Here is a 17,292-nt window from a genome sequence, read left to right as displayed (position 1 = left end):
TACGGATGACACAGCAGTCCCACCAGGTGTCAGCCGATCCCTCCGCGGTCGACGTCCGCCGTCCGGTGCTGCGTGCCCGTGCCCCGCTGCGCATCTCGTTCGCGGGCGGCGGCACCGACGTGGCGCCGTTCCCCGAGCGTGAGGGCGGCGCGGTCCTGTCGGCCACGATCTCGGCCTACTCCTACTGCACCCTGCGTCCGCGCACCGACGGGCAGGTCACCATCAAGTCGCTCGACTACGGCTACTCGGTGGGCTTCAACGTCGACGACGACCTCGAGCTCGACGGTCAGCTCGACCTGCCGAAGGCCACGATCGCGCGGCTGCGCCAGTACCCCGGCGCCGTCCAGGCGACCGGCTTCGACCTCTTCATCCACACGAACGCCCCGCCGGGGTCCGGCCTGGGCTCGTCGAGCGCGGTGATGGTCGCCGTGATCGGCGTCGTCGCGCAGCACCTCGGCGTCGACCTCACCGAGTACGAGGTGGCCGAGCTGGCCTACCGGCTCGAGCGTGAGGACCTCCAGATCCCCGGTGGCGCCCAGGACCAGTACGCCGCGGCGTTCGGCGGCTTCAACTACATCGAGTTCACCGACAAGGTCGTCGTCAACCCGCTGCGGATCCGCGACTCGACGATCCACGAGCTCGAGCACAACATGCTGCTGGCCTACACCGGCAACACCCGCGTCAGCGACCACATCATCGACGACCAGGTGTCGCGGTACGAGCGCGGCGAGGAGGAGGCCCTCGAGGGCCTGCGCGCCCAGAAGGTGCTCGCCGAGGAGATGAAGCTCGCGCTCGTGCGCGGCGAGGTCGACACGCTGGGCCGTCTGCTGGGTCGCGCGTGGGACGAGAAGCGCAAGATGTCCGACCGCATCGCCACGCCACTCATCGACCAGGCGATCGAGAAGGCGCTCACGCTCGGCGCGCTGGGCGGCAAGGTCACCGGCGCCGGCGGCGGCGGCCACCTGGTCTTCATCTGTGAGTTCGAGCGACGCCACGTCGTGGCGGAGGAGCTGACCCGCATGGGGCTGGCGGTCTCGGAGTTCACGTTCTCGAGGGAAGGACTGGTCACGTGGAGGGGACAGAGTTGACGATCGAGCACCATCTGCACCGCGTCTCGGACGACGCGGTGGCGCAGGTCGTCGCACAGCGCCAGACGCTGGGCATCGACGCCTGGGCCACCCTGGCACGCGCCCTCGAGGAGCCCGCGCTCGTCGAGGCCGTGGACGCCGCGGGCCGGGCCGTCGTCGAGACGCTCCGGTCCGGCGGCACCATCCTGGTGGCCGGCAACGGCGGCAGCGCCGCGATCGCCAGCCACGTCGCGGCCGAGTTCGTCGGCAAGTGCATCCTCGACCGCGCGCCGCTGCCCGCGGTGTGCCTCGCGGACTCGCTCACCTCGATCACGGCCGTCGGCAACGACTACGGCTTCGACGACGTGTTCGTCCGCGGCGTCCAGTCGATGGGCCGCCCCGGCGACCTGCTGATCGCGATGTCCACCAGCGGGCGCAGCGAGAGCATCCTGCGCGCGCTCGACGCGGCTCGCGAGCGTGGCATCACCACCGTCGCGCTCACCGGCGAGGGCGGCGGCGACCTGCCGGGCCGCGCCGACCACGTGCTGCACGTGCCCTCGGACTTCACGCCGCGCATCCAGGAGGTCCACATGCTGTGGGCGCACGCCTGGTGCGAGGCGGTCGACGTGCTGTCGCAGCCGACGTCCTGACCATGTGGACCGCCGAGGCGCTGCTCGGACGCGACACCGGTGAGATCCCGCCGCCGGACCGCGACGTCCCATGGGACCTCGTGCTGCTCGACCGCGACGGCACCCTCAACGTGCACCGGCCGGGCTACATCGCGTCGCCCGCAGAGCTGCGGCTGCGCCCCGGCGCGGCCCGCGCGGTCGGACAGTTGACCCGCGCCGGCATCCGCACCGTGCTGGTCACGAACCAGCGGGGGATCGCCACCGGGCAGCTGTCCGAGCAGCAGCTCGTCGAGGTCCACACGGCGCTCGTCCACCGGCTCGCGCGGGCCGGTGGGCGGCTCGACGGGATCGAGGTCTGCCCCCACCAGACGGGCACCTGCGACTGTCGCAAGCCGCTGCCGGGGATGCTGCTGCGGGCCCTGGCACGGGCGCCGTGGGCCCGCCCCGAGCGCGTCGTGATGGTCGGCGACCAGCCCAGCGACGAGGCCGCGGCGCACGCCGCGGGGGTCGCCTGGCTGGACGCGGGACCCGCGGGCGTGGGCAGCGCTCGCATCGCGGATGTACTCATCAGTAGGGATCCGCAACAAGAGGGATTCGTGGTGCTACGCTCTCGCGAGAGGTAACTCACAAATACTGTTTGCAGCACCCCTAGACCGGAGGCACTTGTGCGGAAGTTTTCTCGTGGCGCGGTGGCGTTCCTGACGCTCGGAGCGTTCCTTCTGACGCTGGGCGTCGCGATGAAGGTGTACGCCTACGACCGCCTGGCCGTGGTCCCCAAGGACCAGAACACCCAGCAGGTCCTGGGTGACGACAACGCCAACTTCTTCGACGCCGACAACGTGGCCCCCGGCTCGGGCCCGATCTCCACCGTCGCGACCGTCATCGGCGATCCCGACCTCGCGTCGGAGGCCTCCGACGAGAACGACGGCGCCGACATCGGCGTCTACACCAAGGGCCAGAGCACCGACAACAACGACCAGGCCCCGCCGATCGACTTCCTCGAGCAGACGTTCGCGATCGATCGCTTCACCGGCGAGGCCGTCCCGTGGTCGGGCGCCTCGCAGAACGGCGAGCCCATCGAGTTCGAGGGCCAGATCATCAAGTTCCCGTTCAACACGCAGAAGAAGAGCTACGAGTACTGGGACGCCACGATCAAGGCGCCCATGACGATGGAGTACGAGGGCACCGAGAAGGTCGAGGGCACCGACGGCTCGATCGACACCTACCGCTTCTTCGGCTCGGTCCCCGAGACCGAGTTCGGCGTCCGTGAGGTCCCGCGCGGCATCTTCGGCCTCGAGGACACCGAGGCGGTCGAGGCCACGCGCACGTACGCCAACGAGCGCACCATCTGGGTCGAGCCCGAGACCGGCGTCATGGTGAAGGTCCAGGAGGCCCAGAAGCAGTGGCTGAAGCTGGACGAGCCCGGCGCCCAGGACGTCGTCGCGATGGACACCGTCTCGGCGTCCACGCCCGAGACGGTCCAGGCCACGATCGACGACTACGGCTCCAAGGTCGGCGTCCTCAAGGCCGTCCGCACCTGGCTGCCGCTGGCGATCGGCGGCCTCGGCATCCTGTTCATCGTGGTCGGCGTCGCGCTCGCGGTCCGGTTCCGCGGCAACCGTGACGCCGATGTGAACGACGACGCCTACGCGACCGCCTGACGGTCCCCGGCACCGCAAGGGCCGCCGCCCCCTCCGGGGGACGGCGGCCCTTCGTCGTGTGCGGTGAGCGTGTGAGTCGCTGGGGGCCTCAGGAGCGCGCGACGCGCTCGACCAGGTCGGTCAGCTCGTGGCCCGTGCGGTCCCAGTCGAAGCGCAGCGCGAACTCGCGCGCGGCGGCGCCCAGCTTGGCGCGCTCGTCGGGGTCGGCCAGCAGCCGGCGCAGGCCGGCGATGAACTCCTCGTCGGTGTCGACGAGCAGGCCCGTGTGGCCGTCCTGGACCGACTCCTGCGTGCCGCCGGCGTAGCGGAACGCCACCGTGGGAACAGCGTGGTAGCCGGCCTCGAGGATCGTCAGGCCCCAGCCCTCCTTGATGGACGGCATGGCCAGGGCCGCCGCTCCGGCGAGCAGCGCGTGCTTCTCGTCGTCGCTCACGTGGCCGTGGAAGACGACCCGGTCGCTGACGCCGGCGCGGCGTGCGTGCTCGACGAGGGAGTCCATCCAGTCGCCGCCGCCGATGACGTCGAGGGCGATGTCGTCGAACTCGTCCTTGAGCGCGGCGACGGTGTCGATCGCGAGCTCGACGCGCTTGTGCGGCACGAGACGGCCCAGGCACGCCAGCCGCGTGCCCCGCTCGGGCTCGGGCTCGTGCTCCAGGACGTGGTCGGGTGCCTCGTTGCCGCTGTAGACCACCGAGACGCGCGCGGGGTCGACGCCCACGGCGGCCAGCTCGCGTCGCGAGGCCTCGGACACCGTGACGTACTGCTGGCGGCGGTACACGAAGGGCGCGACGCGCGACTCGAGGAACCAGCCGATCGAGGAGATCGGGCGCGGGAAGAAGGTGAACCACTGCTCGCGGTGGACGTGGTGCACGACGGCCAGCAGCGGCTTGGCGAACACGAGGGGCGTCCAGAAGGGCACGCCGTTCTGGACGTCGAGGACGATGTCGTAGCGGCGACGGCGGCGCCACACGTGCCACAGGCCCCGCGGGTAGACCGCGAAGCGGCCTCCGGCGCGCGCCAGGCGGAAGCCGTGACGCTCGGCGCGGGCGGTCCCGCCGGGGAAGGAGGAGGCGAACAGGACGACGTCGTGGCCGCGCTCGGCCATGGTCGCGGCGGTCCGCTCGGCGAACACCTCCGCGCCGCCGGCCTCGGGATGCTCGAGGTCACGCCAACTCAGGATGGCGATGCGCAATCCGCTGATAGCGTGCTCTCCTGTCCGTGCGAGGGGTGAGGTGTCCGATGTCCTGTGAGGTGTGCTCCACACCGACGACGCCCGTGACCCTGCGGGACGGCGTCTCGGTGCTCGCGACCTGTCCGAAATGCTCTCACATCGAGCGCGATCCCAAGGCCGCTCCGGCGCATCCGCGCGACGTCGCCTACGGCGGCGACCCCGGCCTCGACCGGGTGCGGCTCGCCCTCACCTCGCGCACGCTGCGCCGGGCCGCTCCGCTGCGGTCCGGGGCCCGGGTCTTCGAGATCGGCTTCGGCGGCGGCGCGATGCTGCGCCGCTACCTCGACGAGGGCCATCCGGTGGCGGGCTGCGACCCCGACCAGCTGCACGTCGACGTCGACCCGCAGGTCCGCGCGCGGGCCGAGCTGCACGCGTGCGGGATCGAGGAGGTCCCCGAGACCGCCGCGCCGGCCGACCTCGTCTACGGCGTCCACGTGGTCGAGCACGTGCAGGACGTCCACGCCCTGGCTCGCGCCGCGCACCGGCTGCTGAGCCCGGGTGGCCGCGTGCTCTTCCTGACGCCGGCGGCCGACAGCGCCTCCCTGCGCGCCTTCTCCGACGCGTGGTGGCTGCTGGAGGACCCCACGCACGTGCGCTTCTTCTCGGCCGACTCGATCACCCGGCTGCTCGATGCGGCGGGCTTCGCCGACGTGCGCGTCTCGCGATCGCTCACCGACAACCTCACGATGGAGGGCGCCAGCCTCGTGCGGCGTCTCCGTCCGGCCGACCGGCCCGCCGGGGTGCTGGCGTCGCGCACCACCCGCTGGCTCGCGATGGCGCTCGCGCCGGCCGCGCTGCTGCTGCGGCTCGTGCGCCCGCGCTGGCGTCCCACGCTCGTCGTCACGGCCACGAGGCCCGCCCGATGAGGGGCGAGGGCATCGGCCGCTCGGTCCACCTCTTCCGCTCCTTCCTCGTCGAGCAGACCGAGCCGCACCGCTTCTACGGTGCGCTCGCGCGCGACTCGGCCGACCTCGTCGAGCACGAGATGTCGCTGCACGGACGGCTCGTCGTTGACATCGGCGCGGGCCCGCTCGAGTTCGCCGAGGAGTTCCGTCGCCGCGGCGCCCGCTACGTCGCGGTCGACCTCGACCCCGACGTCCCGGCGCTCGCCGACGGGGGAGTGGCGGCCGACGCCGCGGCCCTGCCGTTCGCCGACGGCTCGGCCGACCTCGTGTTCTCGTCCAACCTGCTCGAGCACGTCCGCGACCCCGAGGTCGTCGCCCGCGAGCTGGTGCGCATCGCGAAGCCCGGCGGACTGGTGTTCCTCTCCTACACGAACTGGTGGTCGCCGTGGGGCGGCCACGAGACGTCGCCGTGGCACTGGCTCGGCGGGCGTCGCGCGATCGAGCGGTACACCCGCCGTCACGGGCACCCGCCGAAGAACCGCGTCGGCGAGACCCTCTTCAAGCTCTCGGTCGCGTGGGGGATGCGCTGGGCGCAGCGCGCCCCGGGCGTGCGCGTCGTGTCCGCGCGGCCGCGCTACCTGCCGCGCTGGGCGTCGTTCCTCGTGCGCGTCCCCGTCGTCCGCGAGGTCCTGTCGTGGAATCTGCTGCTGCTGTTGCGACGAGATGGGCGCGAAGTCGCCGAACCGGGCGAACTCCGGGGTACCCTGTGAGTTGAGTCCTACTCGCCAGTAGAAAGCTGGCGGACTCAGGCGAAGGGAAGCACGGATGCGCGCGTTGATTGCTGGCGGCGCCGGTTTCGTCGGATCGCACCTCGTGGAGCGACTCGTCGACGCGGGACACGAGGTCGTCGTCGTCGACGACTTCAGCACGGGCCGACGTGAGAATCTCGCCGCCGTCGCCCACCAGGTCACGATCGTCGACGCCGACATCGCCGATGCGGCCGCGGTCGACGCGATCGAGGGCCCGTTCGACCAGGTGTACAACCTCGCCTCGCCCGCCTCGCCGGTCGACTACCACCGCCTCCCGATCCACACGCTGATGACGGGCTCGATGGGCGTGAAGAACACGCTCGACCTCGCCCACGCGCACGGCGCCCGCTACCTGCTGGCCTCGACCTCCGAGGTCTACGGCGACCCCCAGGTCCACCCGCAGCCCGAGACCTACCTCGGCCACGTGAACCCGGTCGGTCCCCGCTCGGTCTACGACGAGGCCAAGCGCTTCGGCGAGGCCATGACCGCGGCCTACCGCCGCGAGTTCGGCGTCGACACCAAGATCGTGCGCATCTTCAACACGTTCGGCCCGCGCATGCGCGTCGAGGACGGCCGCGCCATCCCGAACTTCGTCCACCAGGCGCTCACGGGCCGTGAGATCACCGTCGCCGGAGACGGCCACCAGACCCGTTCGATCTGCTTCGTCGACGACCTCGTCGGCGGCCTCGTCGCGATGATGGAGTCGAGCGCCACCGGCCCGGTCAACCTCGGCAACCCCGAGGAGATCTCGATGCTCGACCTGGCCACGTGGATCCGCGACCTGGCCGAGTCCTCGTCGCAGATCGTGCACGTGCCGCGTCCCGTCGACGACCCGCAGATCCGCCGCCCCGACATCACCCTCGCGGGCGAGCTGCTCGGCTGGTCGCCCTCGACCACGGCCGAGATCGGCCTCAAGGCGACGATCGAGGACTTCCGCAACCGTCGCTAGGGTGGCGCCATGCACGCTGCCGACCGCCTGATCTCCTTCGTCGACGCCTCGCCGACACCGTTCCACGCCTGCGAGACGGCGGCCGCGCGGCTGACCGAGGCCGGGTTCACCGCGGTGGACCCGCGCGACGCCTGGCCCACCGCGGCGGGACGTCACTTCATCGTCTCCGGCGGCACGCTCGTCGCATGGTCGACGGGGGCGGACGCCCCGGCCCACGCCGGGTTCCGCATCGTCGGCGCCCACACCGACAGCCCCAACCTGCGACTCAAGCAGCACCACGACGGCTGGCGCGACGGCCAGGCCACCGTGGCGCTCGAGCCCTACGGCGGGCCGCTGCTGGAGTCGTGGCTCGACCTCGACCTCGGCATCGCGGGCCGCGTCGCGCTGAGCGACGGCACCACCCGCACGGTCCGGGTCGACGCGCCGCTGCTGCGGGTGCCGCGACTGGCCATCCACCTCGACCGCGACGGCTCGAAGCTCGACCGCCAGCGCCACCTCGACGCCCTCGCCGGCCTGACCCGTCGTCCGTTCCTCGAGGTCGTGGGGGAGCGTGCCGGGTTCGACGGCTCGGCCGTCACCGGCTTTGACCTCATGACCTTCGACCTGCGCCCCTCGGGCCGCACCGGCCCCGACGGCGAGCTGGTCGCCGCCCCGCGGCTGGACAACCAGGCCACGTGCTCGGCGGCCCTCGACGCGCTGCTGGGCGCGGTCGAGGCGGGCGACCCCACGGCACGCCACGTCATGGTGCTGTTCGACCACGAGGAGGTCGGAAGCACGTCCGAGCGCGGCGCCGACTCGCCGCTGCTGTCCTCGGTGCTCGAGCGGATCGTGCTGGCCGCCGGTGGCTCGCGCGACGACGTCTTCCGCGCGGTCGCGGCGTCGGTCTGCGTCTCGGGCGACATGGCCCACGCAACGCATCCCAACCAGGCCGACAAGCACGAGCCCCTGCACCGCATCGCACTCGGCGGCGGTCCGGTGCTGAAGGTCAACCAGAACCTCCGGTACGCCACCGACGGTGTCGGCGCCGGGATCTTCGCGGCGGCATGCACCGCCGCCGGCGTGCCGCTGCAGCGCTACGTCCACCGCGCCGATCTCCCGTGCGGCTCCACGATCGGTCCGATCAGCGCTGCGAGGACGGGTATCCTGACGATCGACGTCGGTGCGCCGCAGCTCGCGATGCACTCCGCGCGCGAGGTGATGGCCGCGGCCGACGTCGAGTCGTACGGACGGGCCCTGCGCTCGTTCCTGATCTCGGACTGAATCGGGGAAGTTTCCATGAGGTGGGCCCTGCGCGCTCTCGCCTGTGGCGTGAGTGGTCTCGTGATGGTGACGGGACTCGTGGTTGCCTCGCCGGCCGAGGCCGCACCTCGCGCGACCGTCAAGGCCTCACGCACGACGGTGATGCCCGGCGAGAGCTTCTCCGTCGTCGTGACGTCGGGAACCCGGGTGCGGCGCCCCGTCGTCCTGAAGTACCGCGTCGGCTCCGCGTGGCGCAGCCAGCGCGCGACGACCGACGCGAGGGGCGTGCTGCGGACGACCGCCGCCATCACGCGGTCCCGGGTCGACTACCGCGCCGTCCTGCCGGCGACGACCGTGCGCGGGAAGCGCCACCGAGCGCTCTCCACGCGGACGGTGACCGTCCGCACCGTTCGCCCCGCGGCGGACACGACCGTGCGCGTCTCCGGGGGACAGGTCCGGGTCGCCGCGCGCGTCACGCCCGCGCGCCCCGGCCGCAAGTTGAGCCTGCAGCGCCGCGACGGCTCGACGTGGCGCACCGTGGTCGCGGGCCGTCCGGGCAATGCGGCCGGACGCGTCGACTTCGGCGTCGTCGGCACGCAGCGGGACCTGGCGGGACGCTCGTTCCGGGTGGTCGCGGGTCGCTGGAAGGGCGCGCCCCAGGTCGTGGGCACCGCGCAGGTCGTGCCGTCCCCGCCCGCCTCGTCGCCGGACCCGACCCCGGACGAGCCGCTCGAGCAGCCGACGACCGAGCCCACCACGGAGCCCACGCCCACGACCCCGCCGCAGGTGACGTCGCTGGCCGTCGAGGTCCCGGGGCCGCGCGGCCCGGAGGCCTGCACGCAGATCATCACCACCAAGACCGACTACGTGAAGGGGCGGCTGACGTTCCACGACCGTCGCGACGGCCGGTTCACCACGGTGACGGCCGGCCTGCGCGTGCGCGGCAACTCCACGGCCTCGATCGAGCGCAAGCGTCCCTACAAGGTCAAGCTCGACGCGAGGGCCTCGCTGCTCGGCCTCCCGCAGAGCCGTGACTGGGTGCTGCTGGCCAATCACTTCGACCGCTCGCTGCTGCGCAACGACGTCGCGATGCGCGCGGCACGGATGCTCGGCGTGCCGTGGGCGCCCCACCTCGAGTCGGTGGAGCTGCGCATCAACGGCGCCCTCTGCGGCGTCTACCAGTTCGGGGAGGGCATCGAGACGCACGACGGGCGCGTCGAGCTCGGCGACGGCGACACGCTGCTCGAGGCCGACACGAACGACGACGACGATCCCGAGTTCCGCACCGACCGCGGCCTGCGCGTCTTCCTCAAGGACGGCGACACGAACCACCCGGCCCGGGTGCGGCAGGCGTTCCAGGAGGTCGAGGACCTCCTCTACGACGAGTCCTTCCCCGAGAACGGCTACCGCGAGCGCATCGACGTCGACTCCTTCGTCTCGATGTACCTCGTCAACGAGCTGACCAAGAACCTCGACGCCGGCTTCCGCAACAGCGTGTACCTCGTCATGCGTGCCGACGGCACGCTCGCGATGGGCCCACCGTGGGACTACGACGTCTCGCAGGGCCTGTACGAGCTCGGCTACGCGGGCGACTCCCACCTGCCCTCGGGCTGGTGGATCGGCCGCCACTTCCACCCGCAGTTCCCCGACGACGGCTGGCGCCAGGCGCTCCTGCCCTCGCAGCTGTGGGCCGAGCCCGGTGGTCACTACTACAACCGGCTGCTGACCGACCCGTGGTTCGTCGAGCAGGTGCGCGCCCGCTGGCGCGAGGCCGCGCCGCAGCTGGCGACCCTCGCCGCGCACGGCGACGAGGAGTCCGCGCGACTGCTCGAGAGTGTGACCGCGAACTTCACGCCGGTCGCCGAGGGCGGGGCCGGCCAGCTGGTCTGGGCCGCACCCGAGGAGATCGGCACGTGGACCACCGTCCTGCGCTTCGCCAGCGACCCGGACTCGGGCGTGGAGCCGGGGGAGGGCTGGCTGCGCGAGACCGCCCGGCTGCGCGACTGGATCGCCGGCCGCACCGCCTGGATGGACGAGCAGCTCGGCCGTTCCGACGGCTGAGCCGCCGGTTTTACGCGACACCCGTGCGTGACGTAGACTGACAGTTGCGCTGGCTCCGGCATGCCCGGAATCGGTGCACATCCTGTCCACACTCAATTCCATCCACTCGGAGCCCAACTACATGACTTCCGGCCTCGCAACTCCTTCTGCGGCCCCGCAGGTTGCGGTCAACGACATCGGCAGCGAAGAGGACTTCCTCGCCGCGATCGACCAGACCATCAAGTACTTCAACGACGGCGACATCGTCGACGGCACCATCGTCAAGGTGGACCGTGACGAGGTCCTGCTCGACATCGGCTACAAGACCGAGGGCGTCATCCCCTCGCGCGAGCTGTCCATCAAGCACGACGTCGATCCGAACGAGGTCGTCCAGGTGGGCGACTCGGTCGAGGCCCTCGTCCTCCAGAAGGAGGACAAGGAAGGCCGTCTGATCCTGAGCAAGAAGCGCGCCCAGTACGAGCGCGCCTGGGGCGACATCGAGAAGATCAAGGACGAGGACGGCGTCGTCGAGGGCACCGTCATCGAGGTCGTCAAGGGCGGCCTGATCATGGACATCGGCCTGCGTGGCTTCCTGCCCGCGTCGCTGGTCGAGATGCGTCGCGTCCGCGACCTCGACCCGTACATCGGCCAGAAGCTCGAGGCGAAGATCATCGAGCTCGACAAGAACCGCAACAACGTGGTCCTGTCGCGCCGCGCCTGGCTCGAGCAGACGCAGTCCGCCGTGCGCCAGAACTTCCTCAACGAGCTCAAGAAGGGCCAGGTCCGCAAGGGCGTCATCAGCTCGATCGTCAACTTCGGCGCCTTCGTCGATCTCGGCGGCGTCGACGGCCTGGTGCACGTCTCGGAGCTGTCCTGGAAGCACATCGACCACCCGAACGAGGTCGTTCAGGTCGGCGACGAGGTCACCGTCGAGGTGCTCGAGGTCGATCTGGAGCGCGAGCGCGTGTCGCTGTCGCTCAAGGCGACCCAGGAGGATCCGTGGCAGCACTTCGCCCGGACCCACCAGATCGGTCAGATCGTCCCGGGCAAGGTCACCAAGCTCGTCCCCTTCGGTGCGTTCGTGCGCGTCGAGGAGGGCATCGAGGGCCTGGTGCACATCTCCGAGCTCGCCGAGCGTCACGTCGAGATCCCCGAGCAGGTCGTCCAGATCGGCGACCAGGTCATGGTCAAGATCATCGACATCGACCTCGAGCGTCGTCGCATCTCGCTGTCGCTGAAGCAGGCCAACGAGACCGAGGTCGCCGCCGAGGCCGACAGCTTCGACCCGACCCTCTACGGCATGGCGTCGTCCTACGACGAGCAGGGCAACTACATCTACCCCGACGGCTTCGATCCGGAGACCGGCGAGTGGCAGGAGGGCTTCGAAGAGGCCCGCGCCACGTGGGAGCGTCAGTACGCCGAGGCGCACGAGCGCTGGGAGGCCCACAAGAAGCAGGTCGCCGAGGCCGAGAAGGCCAACCTCGAGGCCGGCGAGGTGGGCGAGTACACGTCCGCCCCCGCCCAGGAGGAGTCGACCGGTGGCTCGCTGGCGTCCGACGAGGCGCTGCAGGCCCTGCGTGAGAAGCTGACCGGCGGCGAGTGATCTCCCGCTGAGCACGACGAAGGCCCCCGACCATGTGGTCGGGGGCCTTCGTCGTCCTCGGAGTCGGTGTCGTCAGGAGTCATACGACGCACCGAAGGTGTCGCGGGCGTGGCTGCGCGGGCCGGGGCGGACGCCGAGTCCGTCGTGGTTGATGGTCGACCACAGTCCGGCCGCGAGCGCCGCGGCGGTCAGGGTCATCAGCAGGAGCAGGAGAATCATCATGGCATGAATTCTGCTCTCAGTGATATCCTGCCAACAGTGGCTGGAACGCCATCACCCGTCAAGATCCCGCCACACTCGATCGGAACCCGCCAGGAGGTCGTCATGACCAAGATCGCGATGATCGTCCCCGAGCTCGCCGAGCCGTTCGGCATGGGCGTGCTTGCCGAGATCTGGGCCGAGCCGTACCACCCCGACGACGACAACCCGGTCTTCGAGTTCGTGGCGTGCACGCCGGTGCCCGGCATCGTCACGGGCACCTCGGGCTTCGACTACGTCGTGCGGCACGACCTCTCGGCCGCGGACGACGCCGATCTGGTGGCGGTGGCGGCCCAGCGCCACTACCGCGACGAGGACCCGCGCATCAGCGAGGTGCTGCGCGCGGCGCACGAGCGCGGCGCCACGATCATGGCCTCGTGCTCGGCGACCTTCCACCTGGGCCACGCCGGGCTGCTGGACGGCCGTCGCTGCACCACCCACTGGCGCTACGGTCCCGAGCTCGCGGAGACGTTCCCCGAGGCGGTCGTCGACACCGACGTGCTCTACGTCGAGCAGGACGGGATCGTCACCGGCGCGGGCTCGGCCGGCGGCATCGACGCCAACCTGCACCTCATGCGCCAGTGGTACGGCTCCCGCGTCGCGGCCACGGCGGCCCGACGGATCGTGGTGCCGCCGCACCGCGACGGCGGTCAGGCGCAGTTCGTGCGGGCGCCGATGCCCACGATCGAGGCCGAGACCCTCGCGCCCGTGCTCGACTGGGCGCAGCAGCACCTCGCCGAGCCGCTCACCGTGGCCGCGCTGGCCCAGCGCGCGCACCTCTCCGAGCGCACGTTCGCGCGACGGTTCCGCGACGAGACCGGCACGACGCCGTGGCAGTGGCTGCTGGGGCGCCGCGTGGCGATGGCCGAGGAGCTGCTCGAGACGTCCGAGCTCTCGATCGAGCAGATCGCGAACCGCGTGGGCTTCGGCAACGCCGCCACCCTGCGCCACCACTTCGGCGCGATCCGCGGCACCAGCCCGCAGGCCTACCGGCGCTCGTTCACGTGCATCGAGTCGGCCTGAGGCCGCTCAGAGCTCGGTGCGCCTGACCTTGCCGGTGGCGGTCCGGGGGAGCGCCTCGACGCGCTCGTACTCCTTGGGCCGCTTCGGCGGGGCCAGGCGCTCCCGGGCGGCGTCGCGCAGCGCGTCCTCCGAGGCGTCGCCGACGTGCGCCGCCACGACACGCTGGCCCCAGCGATCGTCGGGGCGTCCGAACACGGCGATCTCGACGACGCCCGGGACCTCCACGAGCGCGGCCTCCACCTCGGCGGGGTAGACGTTCACCCCGCCGCTGATGATGAGGTCGGTGCGGCGCGAGTCGAGGTACACGTAGCCGTCCTCGTCGACGCGGCCGAGATCGCCCACCGTGAACGCCGGACCGTCGACGGTGTCGCGCCAGGCCGCGGCCGTCCGCTCCTCGTCGTTCCAGTAGGAGAAGCGTCCCCACGGCGGCACGGCGCACCACAGCTCGTCCTCGTCGTCCACGGTGATCGCGCGCCCCGGCCGGGCGCGACCGACCGTGCCCGGATGCTCGGCCCACTCCGGCGCCGAGCACGCCGTGAACTGGCCCTCCGTGGAGCCGTAGAACTCCCAGACGACTTCGGTGCCGAAGAGGGTGTGGGCACCGCGGCGGATCGGGTCGGGGCAGGGCGCGCCGGCGTGGGCCACGAGGCGGAACGACGAGACGTCGAGCGTGGCGCCGGCCTCCAGGTGCGCCAGCAGCCGCTGCAGGTGCGCCGGCACGCAGAACATCGTCGTGGGACGCAGTCGCTCGACCGCCTCGCCGAAGCCCTCGGGCGTGAAGGCGGGCAGCACGGCGACGGACCCACCCGCCAGTGCCGTGCCGAGCGCGAACCGCAGGGGCGCGGAGTGGTAGAGCGGCGAGACCACCAGATTGACGTCCGACGCGGTGAAGTCCCAGAGGTCACGCTCCTCGAGGACCGCCCGCTCGGCGTCCGTGGCATCCCAGAAGCCCGACCACACGCCCTTCGGCCGTCCCGTCGTGCCCGAGGTGAAGTGCATCGGGCGGCAGCGCGGGTGCGGGTCGAGGTCGGCCGGCTCGGGCGCGAGCAGGTCGGCGAACCGCACCAGCGAGTCCAGCACGAGGGCGGGGGAGACGTCGGCGAGGATCGGCTCGCGCTCGTGGGCCGTCAGTCGCGGGTCGAGCGGCACGGGGATCCGTCCGGAGGCGACGCAGCCCCACACCGCCGCCAGTAGCTCGACGCTGTTCGGCAGGCTCACCACGACCCGGTCTCCGGGCCGGACGCCCGCCGCCCCGAATCCTGCCGCGATCCGTCCGGCCAGGCGGCCCAGGTCGGCCGCCGGCATCGCCACGGGCACGCCGGCCTGGTGTGACATCGCTCATTCCTCTCGCGGGGGATCCTCGAAGTCTCTGGGATCTGCGTGCTCAGTATGGTTGACTGGCCAACGGCCGTTCCCCCGACCCGCATTGGTTTCGATGACCCAGACCCCCAAGCCCGGACACCGGCGCAAGCCCGTCGTCCGCGACCCTTGGTACGTCCGTGCTCGCAAGCACGGAGCCCTGGCGACCGGCGTGGCCTCCCTCGGCGTGGCCGCCGTCGCGGCTCTCGGCACCTCCACGGTGAGCCTGGCCGAATCTCCCGACGCGGCCGACGCCACCCCCGTCGCCCACGGCGACATCGTCACCGAGGCCCTCAGCGGCTCGGCCCCCGCGCGCGCCAGCCGCAGCAGCGCCGAGCGCCCGCCCCTCCCGTCCGCGGTCGAGGCCGAGGCCATGGTCGAGGGCTCGCTCTACGCGCAGAAGACCGTCCCGGTCCGCGCCGACGCCTCCGACGACTCCCCGGTGCTGGCCACCGTGGCGAAGGGCAAGACCCTCCAGGTCACGGGCGAGACCCGCGGCGACTGGACGCAGGTCATCCACAACGACCTCCCGCGCTGGGTGTCCACCGATCTCGTCGACGAGGAGGAGCCGAAGCTCGGCCCCTCCGAGGGCACGATCTCCACGGCCGCCTGCGCACGCGGCTCCGCGGTCGAGTCGGGCCTGCAGCCCGACACGGTGCGCGTCTACCGCGCCGTCTGCGCGCGCTTCCCCGAGGTCGCCAGCTACGGCGGCCTGGCCGGCCGTGGCGAGCACGCCACGGGCCACTCGCTCGACATCATGGTCCGCGGCCAGCTCGGCTGGGACATCGCCGCGTTCCTGCAGGCCAACCGCACCCAGCTGGGCGTGGACTACCTCATCTACGAGCAGCGCATCTGGACCGTGAAGCGCGGCGGCGAGGGCTGGCGCGGCATGAGCGACCGTGGCGGTGCCACCGCGAACCACTACGACCACGTCCACGTGACCACCGTCGGCAACGCCGGCACCCTCTGAGCTCGCCGCGATGGCACGTCGGGTCGGCCTGACCGGAGGCATCGCCTCGGGCAAGAGCACCGTCAGCGCGCGCCTGGCCGCGCTGGGCGCCATGATCATCGACTACGACCGGCTGGCCCGCGAGGTCGTCGAGCCCGGCAGTCCAGCGCTCGACCTCATCGCCCAGCGCTTCGGCGCCGGCGTGATCACCCCCGAGGGCACGCTCGACCGACCCGCGCTCGGTGCGCTGGTCTTCGCCGACCCGGCGGCGCTGAAGGACCTCGAGGCGATCACGCACCCCGCGATCCGCGACCTGGCCGCCCGGCGCGAGCAGGAGGCCGGTCCCGACGGCATCGTCGTGCACGACAACCCGCTCCTCGTGGAGATGGGCGCCGCGGCCGCGTGCGAGGTCGTCATCGTCGTGGACGCGCCCGAGGAGATCCAGATCGCCCGCATGGTGGGGGACCGCGGGATGAGCGAGGCCGACGCCCGCGCCCGCATCGCCGCGCAGGCGTCCCGCGAGGACCGCAACGCCGCGGCGGACGTCCTCATCGAGAACACCGGCACCCGGGAACAGCTGAGCGCCCGGGTCGACGAGGTCTGGAAGGACCTGGTCGAGCCGGGCGCTCGGTGAGCGGGACGCCGCTGCAGTAGCGTCCGCTCGGGAGTGACCGCTTACGCGGCCAGTTCGGGATCGGCGATCTCGCGCAGTCGCGCGATGGCCTGACGCTCCACCTGACGGACGCGCTCGGCCGAGATGCCGTGGCGCTTGCCGATGTCGGCGAGCTTCTGCTGGCGGCCGTCGAGCAGGCCGTAGCGAGCCTTGACGATGTCGGCCTCGCGCGCCTCCAGTCGGTCGACGAGGGCGAGCAGCTGGTCGCGAGCGTCGTGGTCGAGCATCGCCAGGTCGGGGCCGGGCGTGCTGTCACGGGCGATCAGGTCGCCCAGGCTCGTGTCGCCGTCCTCGTCCACGGGGGAGTCGAGGCTGACGTGGTCTCGGCCCCAGGCGAGCAGGTCGATGACGCGCTCGACGTCCATGCCGAGCTCGGCGGCGATCTCGGCGGGCTCGGGGTCGTAGCCCAGCTGGCGCTCGAGGTTGCGACGGGCGCCGGAGACCTGGTTCAGCTCCTCGACGACGTGCACGGGAAGGCGCACGACGCGCGCCTGCTGCGCGACACCGCGGGTGATGGCCTGACGGACCCACCACGTGGCGTAGGTCGAGAACTTGAAGCCCTTGGCGTAGTCGAACTTCTCCACCGCGCGGATCAGACCCGTGTTGCCCTCCTGGATGAGGTCGAGCATCGGCATCTGCGCGCGGCCGTACTTGCGCGCGATCGACACGACGAGACGCAGGTTCGCCTGGACGAACTCCTGCACGGCGCGGTCGCCCTCCTCGGCGATCCACTCCAGCTCCTCGCGCGTGGCGCGCTTGGGCGCGCCGCCCTTGGCGCGTCCGATGCGGCCGGTCTCGAGCAAGTGGCGGGCGTACAGCCCGGCCTCGATCGTGCGGCTCAGCTCGACCTCGCGCTCGGCGTCGAGCAGCGGGGTGCGCGCGATCTCGGACAGGTACATGCCGACGCTGTCCTTGCCCTCGAATTCACGGTCTTCCACGGTGATCCTCCTGACGGTG

Annotated in this window: 17 protein-coding genes; 13 read left to right on the top strand and 4 right to left on the bottom strand. The window is 71.7% G+C overall.

Annotated elements, in window-relative coordinates:
* The first annotated feature begins 5 nt into the window (after positions 1 to 5).
* The 4 genes from ACK99Q_RS14770 (at position 6) to ACK99Q_RS14755 (ending at position 3,357) form a co-directional block, all read left to right on the top strand.
* Positions 6 to 1,088: a GHMP kinase gene (locus tag ACK99Q_RS14770; protein WP_269306588.1), complete on the top strand. Its 1,083-nt coding sequence runs from the start codon at positions 6 to 8 to the stop codon at positions 1,086 to 1,088.
* The gene (locus ACK99Q_RS14765; protein ID WP_410186864.1) at positions 1,085 to 1,717 is read left to right on the top strand and encodes an SIS domain-containing protein; all 633 of its coding nucleotides are present in this window, start codon (positions 1,085 to 1,087) and stop codon (positions 1,715 to 1,717) included. The genes ACK99Q_RS14770 and ACK99Q_RS14765 overlap by 4 nt, the downstream gene beginning before the upstream one ends.
* 2 nt (positions 1,718 to 1,719) lie before the next feature.
* A complete protein-coding gene (locus tag ACK99Q_RS14760; protein ID WP_410186863.1) occupies positions 1,720 to 2,319 on the top strand; it encodes a D-glycero-alpha-D-manno-heptose-1,7-bisphosphate 7-phosphatase in 600 nt (199 codons plus the stop codon).
* A 66-nt stretch (positions 2,320 to 2,385) separates the two neighbouring features.
* Positions 2,386 to 3,357: a DUF3068 domain-containing protein gene (locus ACK99Q_RS14755; protein WP_410186862.1), complete on the top strand. Its 972-nt coding sequence runs from the start codon at positions 2,386 to 2,388 to the stop codon at positions 3,355 to 3,357.
* An 88-nt stretch (positions 3,358 to 3,445) separates the two neighbouring features.
* Here the strand turns inward: ACK99Q_RS14755 and ACK99Q_RS14750 are convergent, their stop codons facing one another.
* Positions 3,446 to 4,549 (bottom strand): glycosyltransferase family 4 protein, encoded by a 1,104-nt coding sequence (locus tag ACK99Q_RS14750; RefSeq protein WP_410186861.1) that lies wholly within the window; start codon positions 4,547 to 4,549, stop codon positions 3,446 to 3,448.
* An 83-nt stretch (positions 4,550 to 4,632) separates the two neighbouring features.
* Here ACK99Q_RS14750 and ACK99Q_RS14745 point away from each other — a divergent pair, with 83 nt between their 5' ends.
* From ACK99Q_RS14745 to rpsA, 6 genes are all read left to right on the top strand, one after another.
* The gene (locus tag ACK99Q_RS14745; RefSeq protein ID WP_410186860.1) at positions 4,633 to 5,454 is read left to right on the top strand and encodes a class I SAM-dependent methyltransferase; all 822 of its coding nucleotides are present in this window, start codon (positions 4,633 to 4,635) and stop codon (positions 5,452 to 5,454) included.
* A complete protein-coding gene (locus ACK99Q_RS14740) occupies positions 5,451 to 6,203 on the top strand; it encodes a class I SAM-dependent methyltransferase (protein ID WP_410186859.1) in 753 nt (250 codons plus the stop codon). Before ACK99Q_RS14745 ends, ACK99Q_RS14740 begins: the two co-directional genes overlap by 4 nt.
* Positions 6,204 to 6,258: 55 nt before the next feature.
* Positions 6,259 to 7,191: an NAD-dependent epimerase/dehydratase family protein gene (locus ACK99Q_RS14735; RefSeq protein ID WP_410186858.1), complete on the top strand. Its 933-nt coding sequence runs from the start codon at positions 6,259 to 6,261 to the stop codon at positions 7,189 to 7,191.
* Positions 7,192 to 7,200: 9 nt separating this feature from the next.
* Entirely contained in the window at positions 7,201 to 8,451 is a 1,251-nt protein-coding gene (locus ACK99Q_RS14730) for a M18 family aminopeptidase (RefSeq protein ID WP_410186857.1), read from the top strand.
* Between the two features lie 48 nt (positions 8,452 to 8,499).
* Complete coding sequence (locus ACK99Q_RS14725) at positions 8,500 to 10,491, top strand: CotH kinase family protein (RefSeq protein WP_410186856.1); 1,992 nt, start codon at positions 8,500 to 8,502, stop codon at positions 10,489 to 10,491.
* Positions 10,492 to 10,612: 121 nt separating this feature from the next.
* Positions 10,613 to 12,073, top strand: coding sequence for a 30S ribosomal protein S1 (rpsA, locus tag ACK99Q_RS14720; RefSeq protein ID WP_410186855.1), 1,461 nt, complete (start codon positions 10,613 to 10,615; stop codon positions 12,071 to 12,073).
* A gap of 72 nt (positions 12,074 to 12,145) precedes the next feature.
* Here rpsA and ACK99Q_RS14715 read toward each other — a convergent pair whose 3' ends face one another.
* On the bottom strand, positions 12,146 to 12,295 hold the full coding sequence (locus tag ACK99Q_RS14715) for a hypothetical protein (RefSeq protein ID WP_410186854.1): 150 nt from the start codon (positions 12,293 to 12,295) through the stop codon (positions 12,146 to 12,148).
* 102 nt (positions 12,296 to 12,397) lie between these two features.
* Between ACK99Q_RS14715 and ACK99Q_RS14710 the strand changes: the two genes are divergently transcribed.
* Entirely contained in the window at positions 12,398 to 13,354 is a 957-nt protein-coding gene (locus ACK99Q_RS14710) for a helix-turn-helix domain-containing protein (RefSeq protein ID WP_410186853.1), read from the top strand.
* A 6-nt stretch (positions 13,355 to 13,360) separates the two neighbouring features.
* Here ACK99Q_RS14710 and ACK99Q_RS14705 read toward each other — a convergent pair whose 3' ends face one another.
* Complete coding sequence (locus ACK99Q_RS14705; RefSeq protein ID WP_410186852.1) at positions 13,361 to 14,689, bottom strand: class I adenylate-forming enzyme family protein; 1,329 nt, start codon at positions 14,687 to 14,689, stop codon at positions 13,361 to 13,363.
* Between the two features lie 100 nt (positions 14,690 to 14,789).
* Here ACK99Q_RS14705 and ACK99Q_RS14700 point away from each other — a divergent pair, with 100 nt between their 5' ends.
* Positions 14,790 to 15,683, top strand: coding sequence for an SH3 domain-containing protein (locus tag ACK99Q_RS14700; RefSeq protein ID WP_410186851.1), 894 nt, complete (start codon positions 14,790 to 14,792; stop codon positions 15,681 to 15,683).
* A 10-nt stretch (positions 15,684 to 15,693) separates the two neighbouring features.
* Positions 15,694 to 16,296 (top strand): dephospho-CoA kinase, encoded by a 603-nt coding sequence (coaE, locus tag ACK99Q_RS14695; RefSeq protein ID WP_410186850.1) that lies wholly within the window; start codon positions 15,694 to 15,696, stop codon positions 16,294 to 16,296.
* Between the two features lie 41 nt (positions 16,297 to 16,337).
* Here the strand turns inward: coaE and ACK99Q_RS14690 are convergent, their stop codons facing one another.
* Positions 16,338 to 17,234, bottom strand: a complete 897-nt coding sequence (locus ACK99Q_RS14690) for an RNA polymerase sigma factor RpoD/SigA (protein WP_410187001.1) — start codon at positions 17,232 to 17,234, stop codon at positions 16,338 to 16,340.
* Positions 17,235 to 17,292: the final 58 nt, after the last annotated feature.

The organism is Aeromicrobium sp. MLTX1, from assembly GCF_046452335.1.
Taxonomy (GTDB): domain Bacteria; phylum Actinomycetota; class Actinomycetes; order Propionibacteriales; family Nocardioidaceae; genus Aeromicrobium.
Note: the sequence above shows the minus strand (reverse complement) of the source record. Positions and strands in the feature narration are given on the sequence as shown.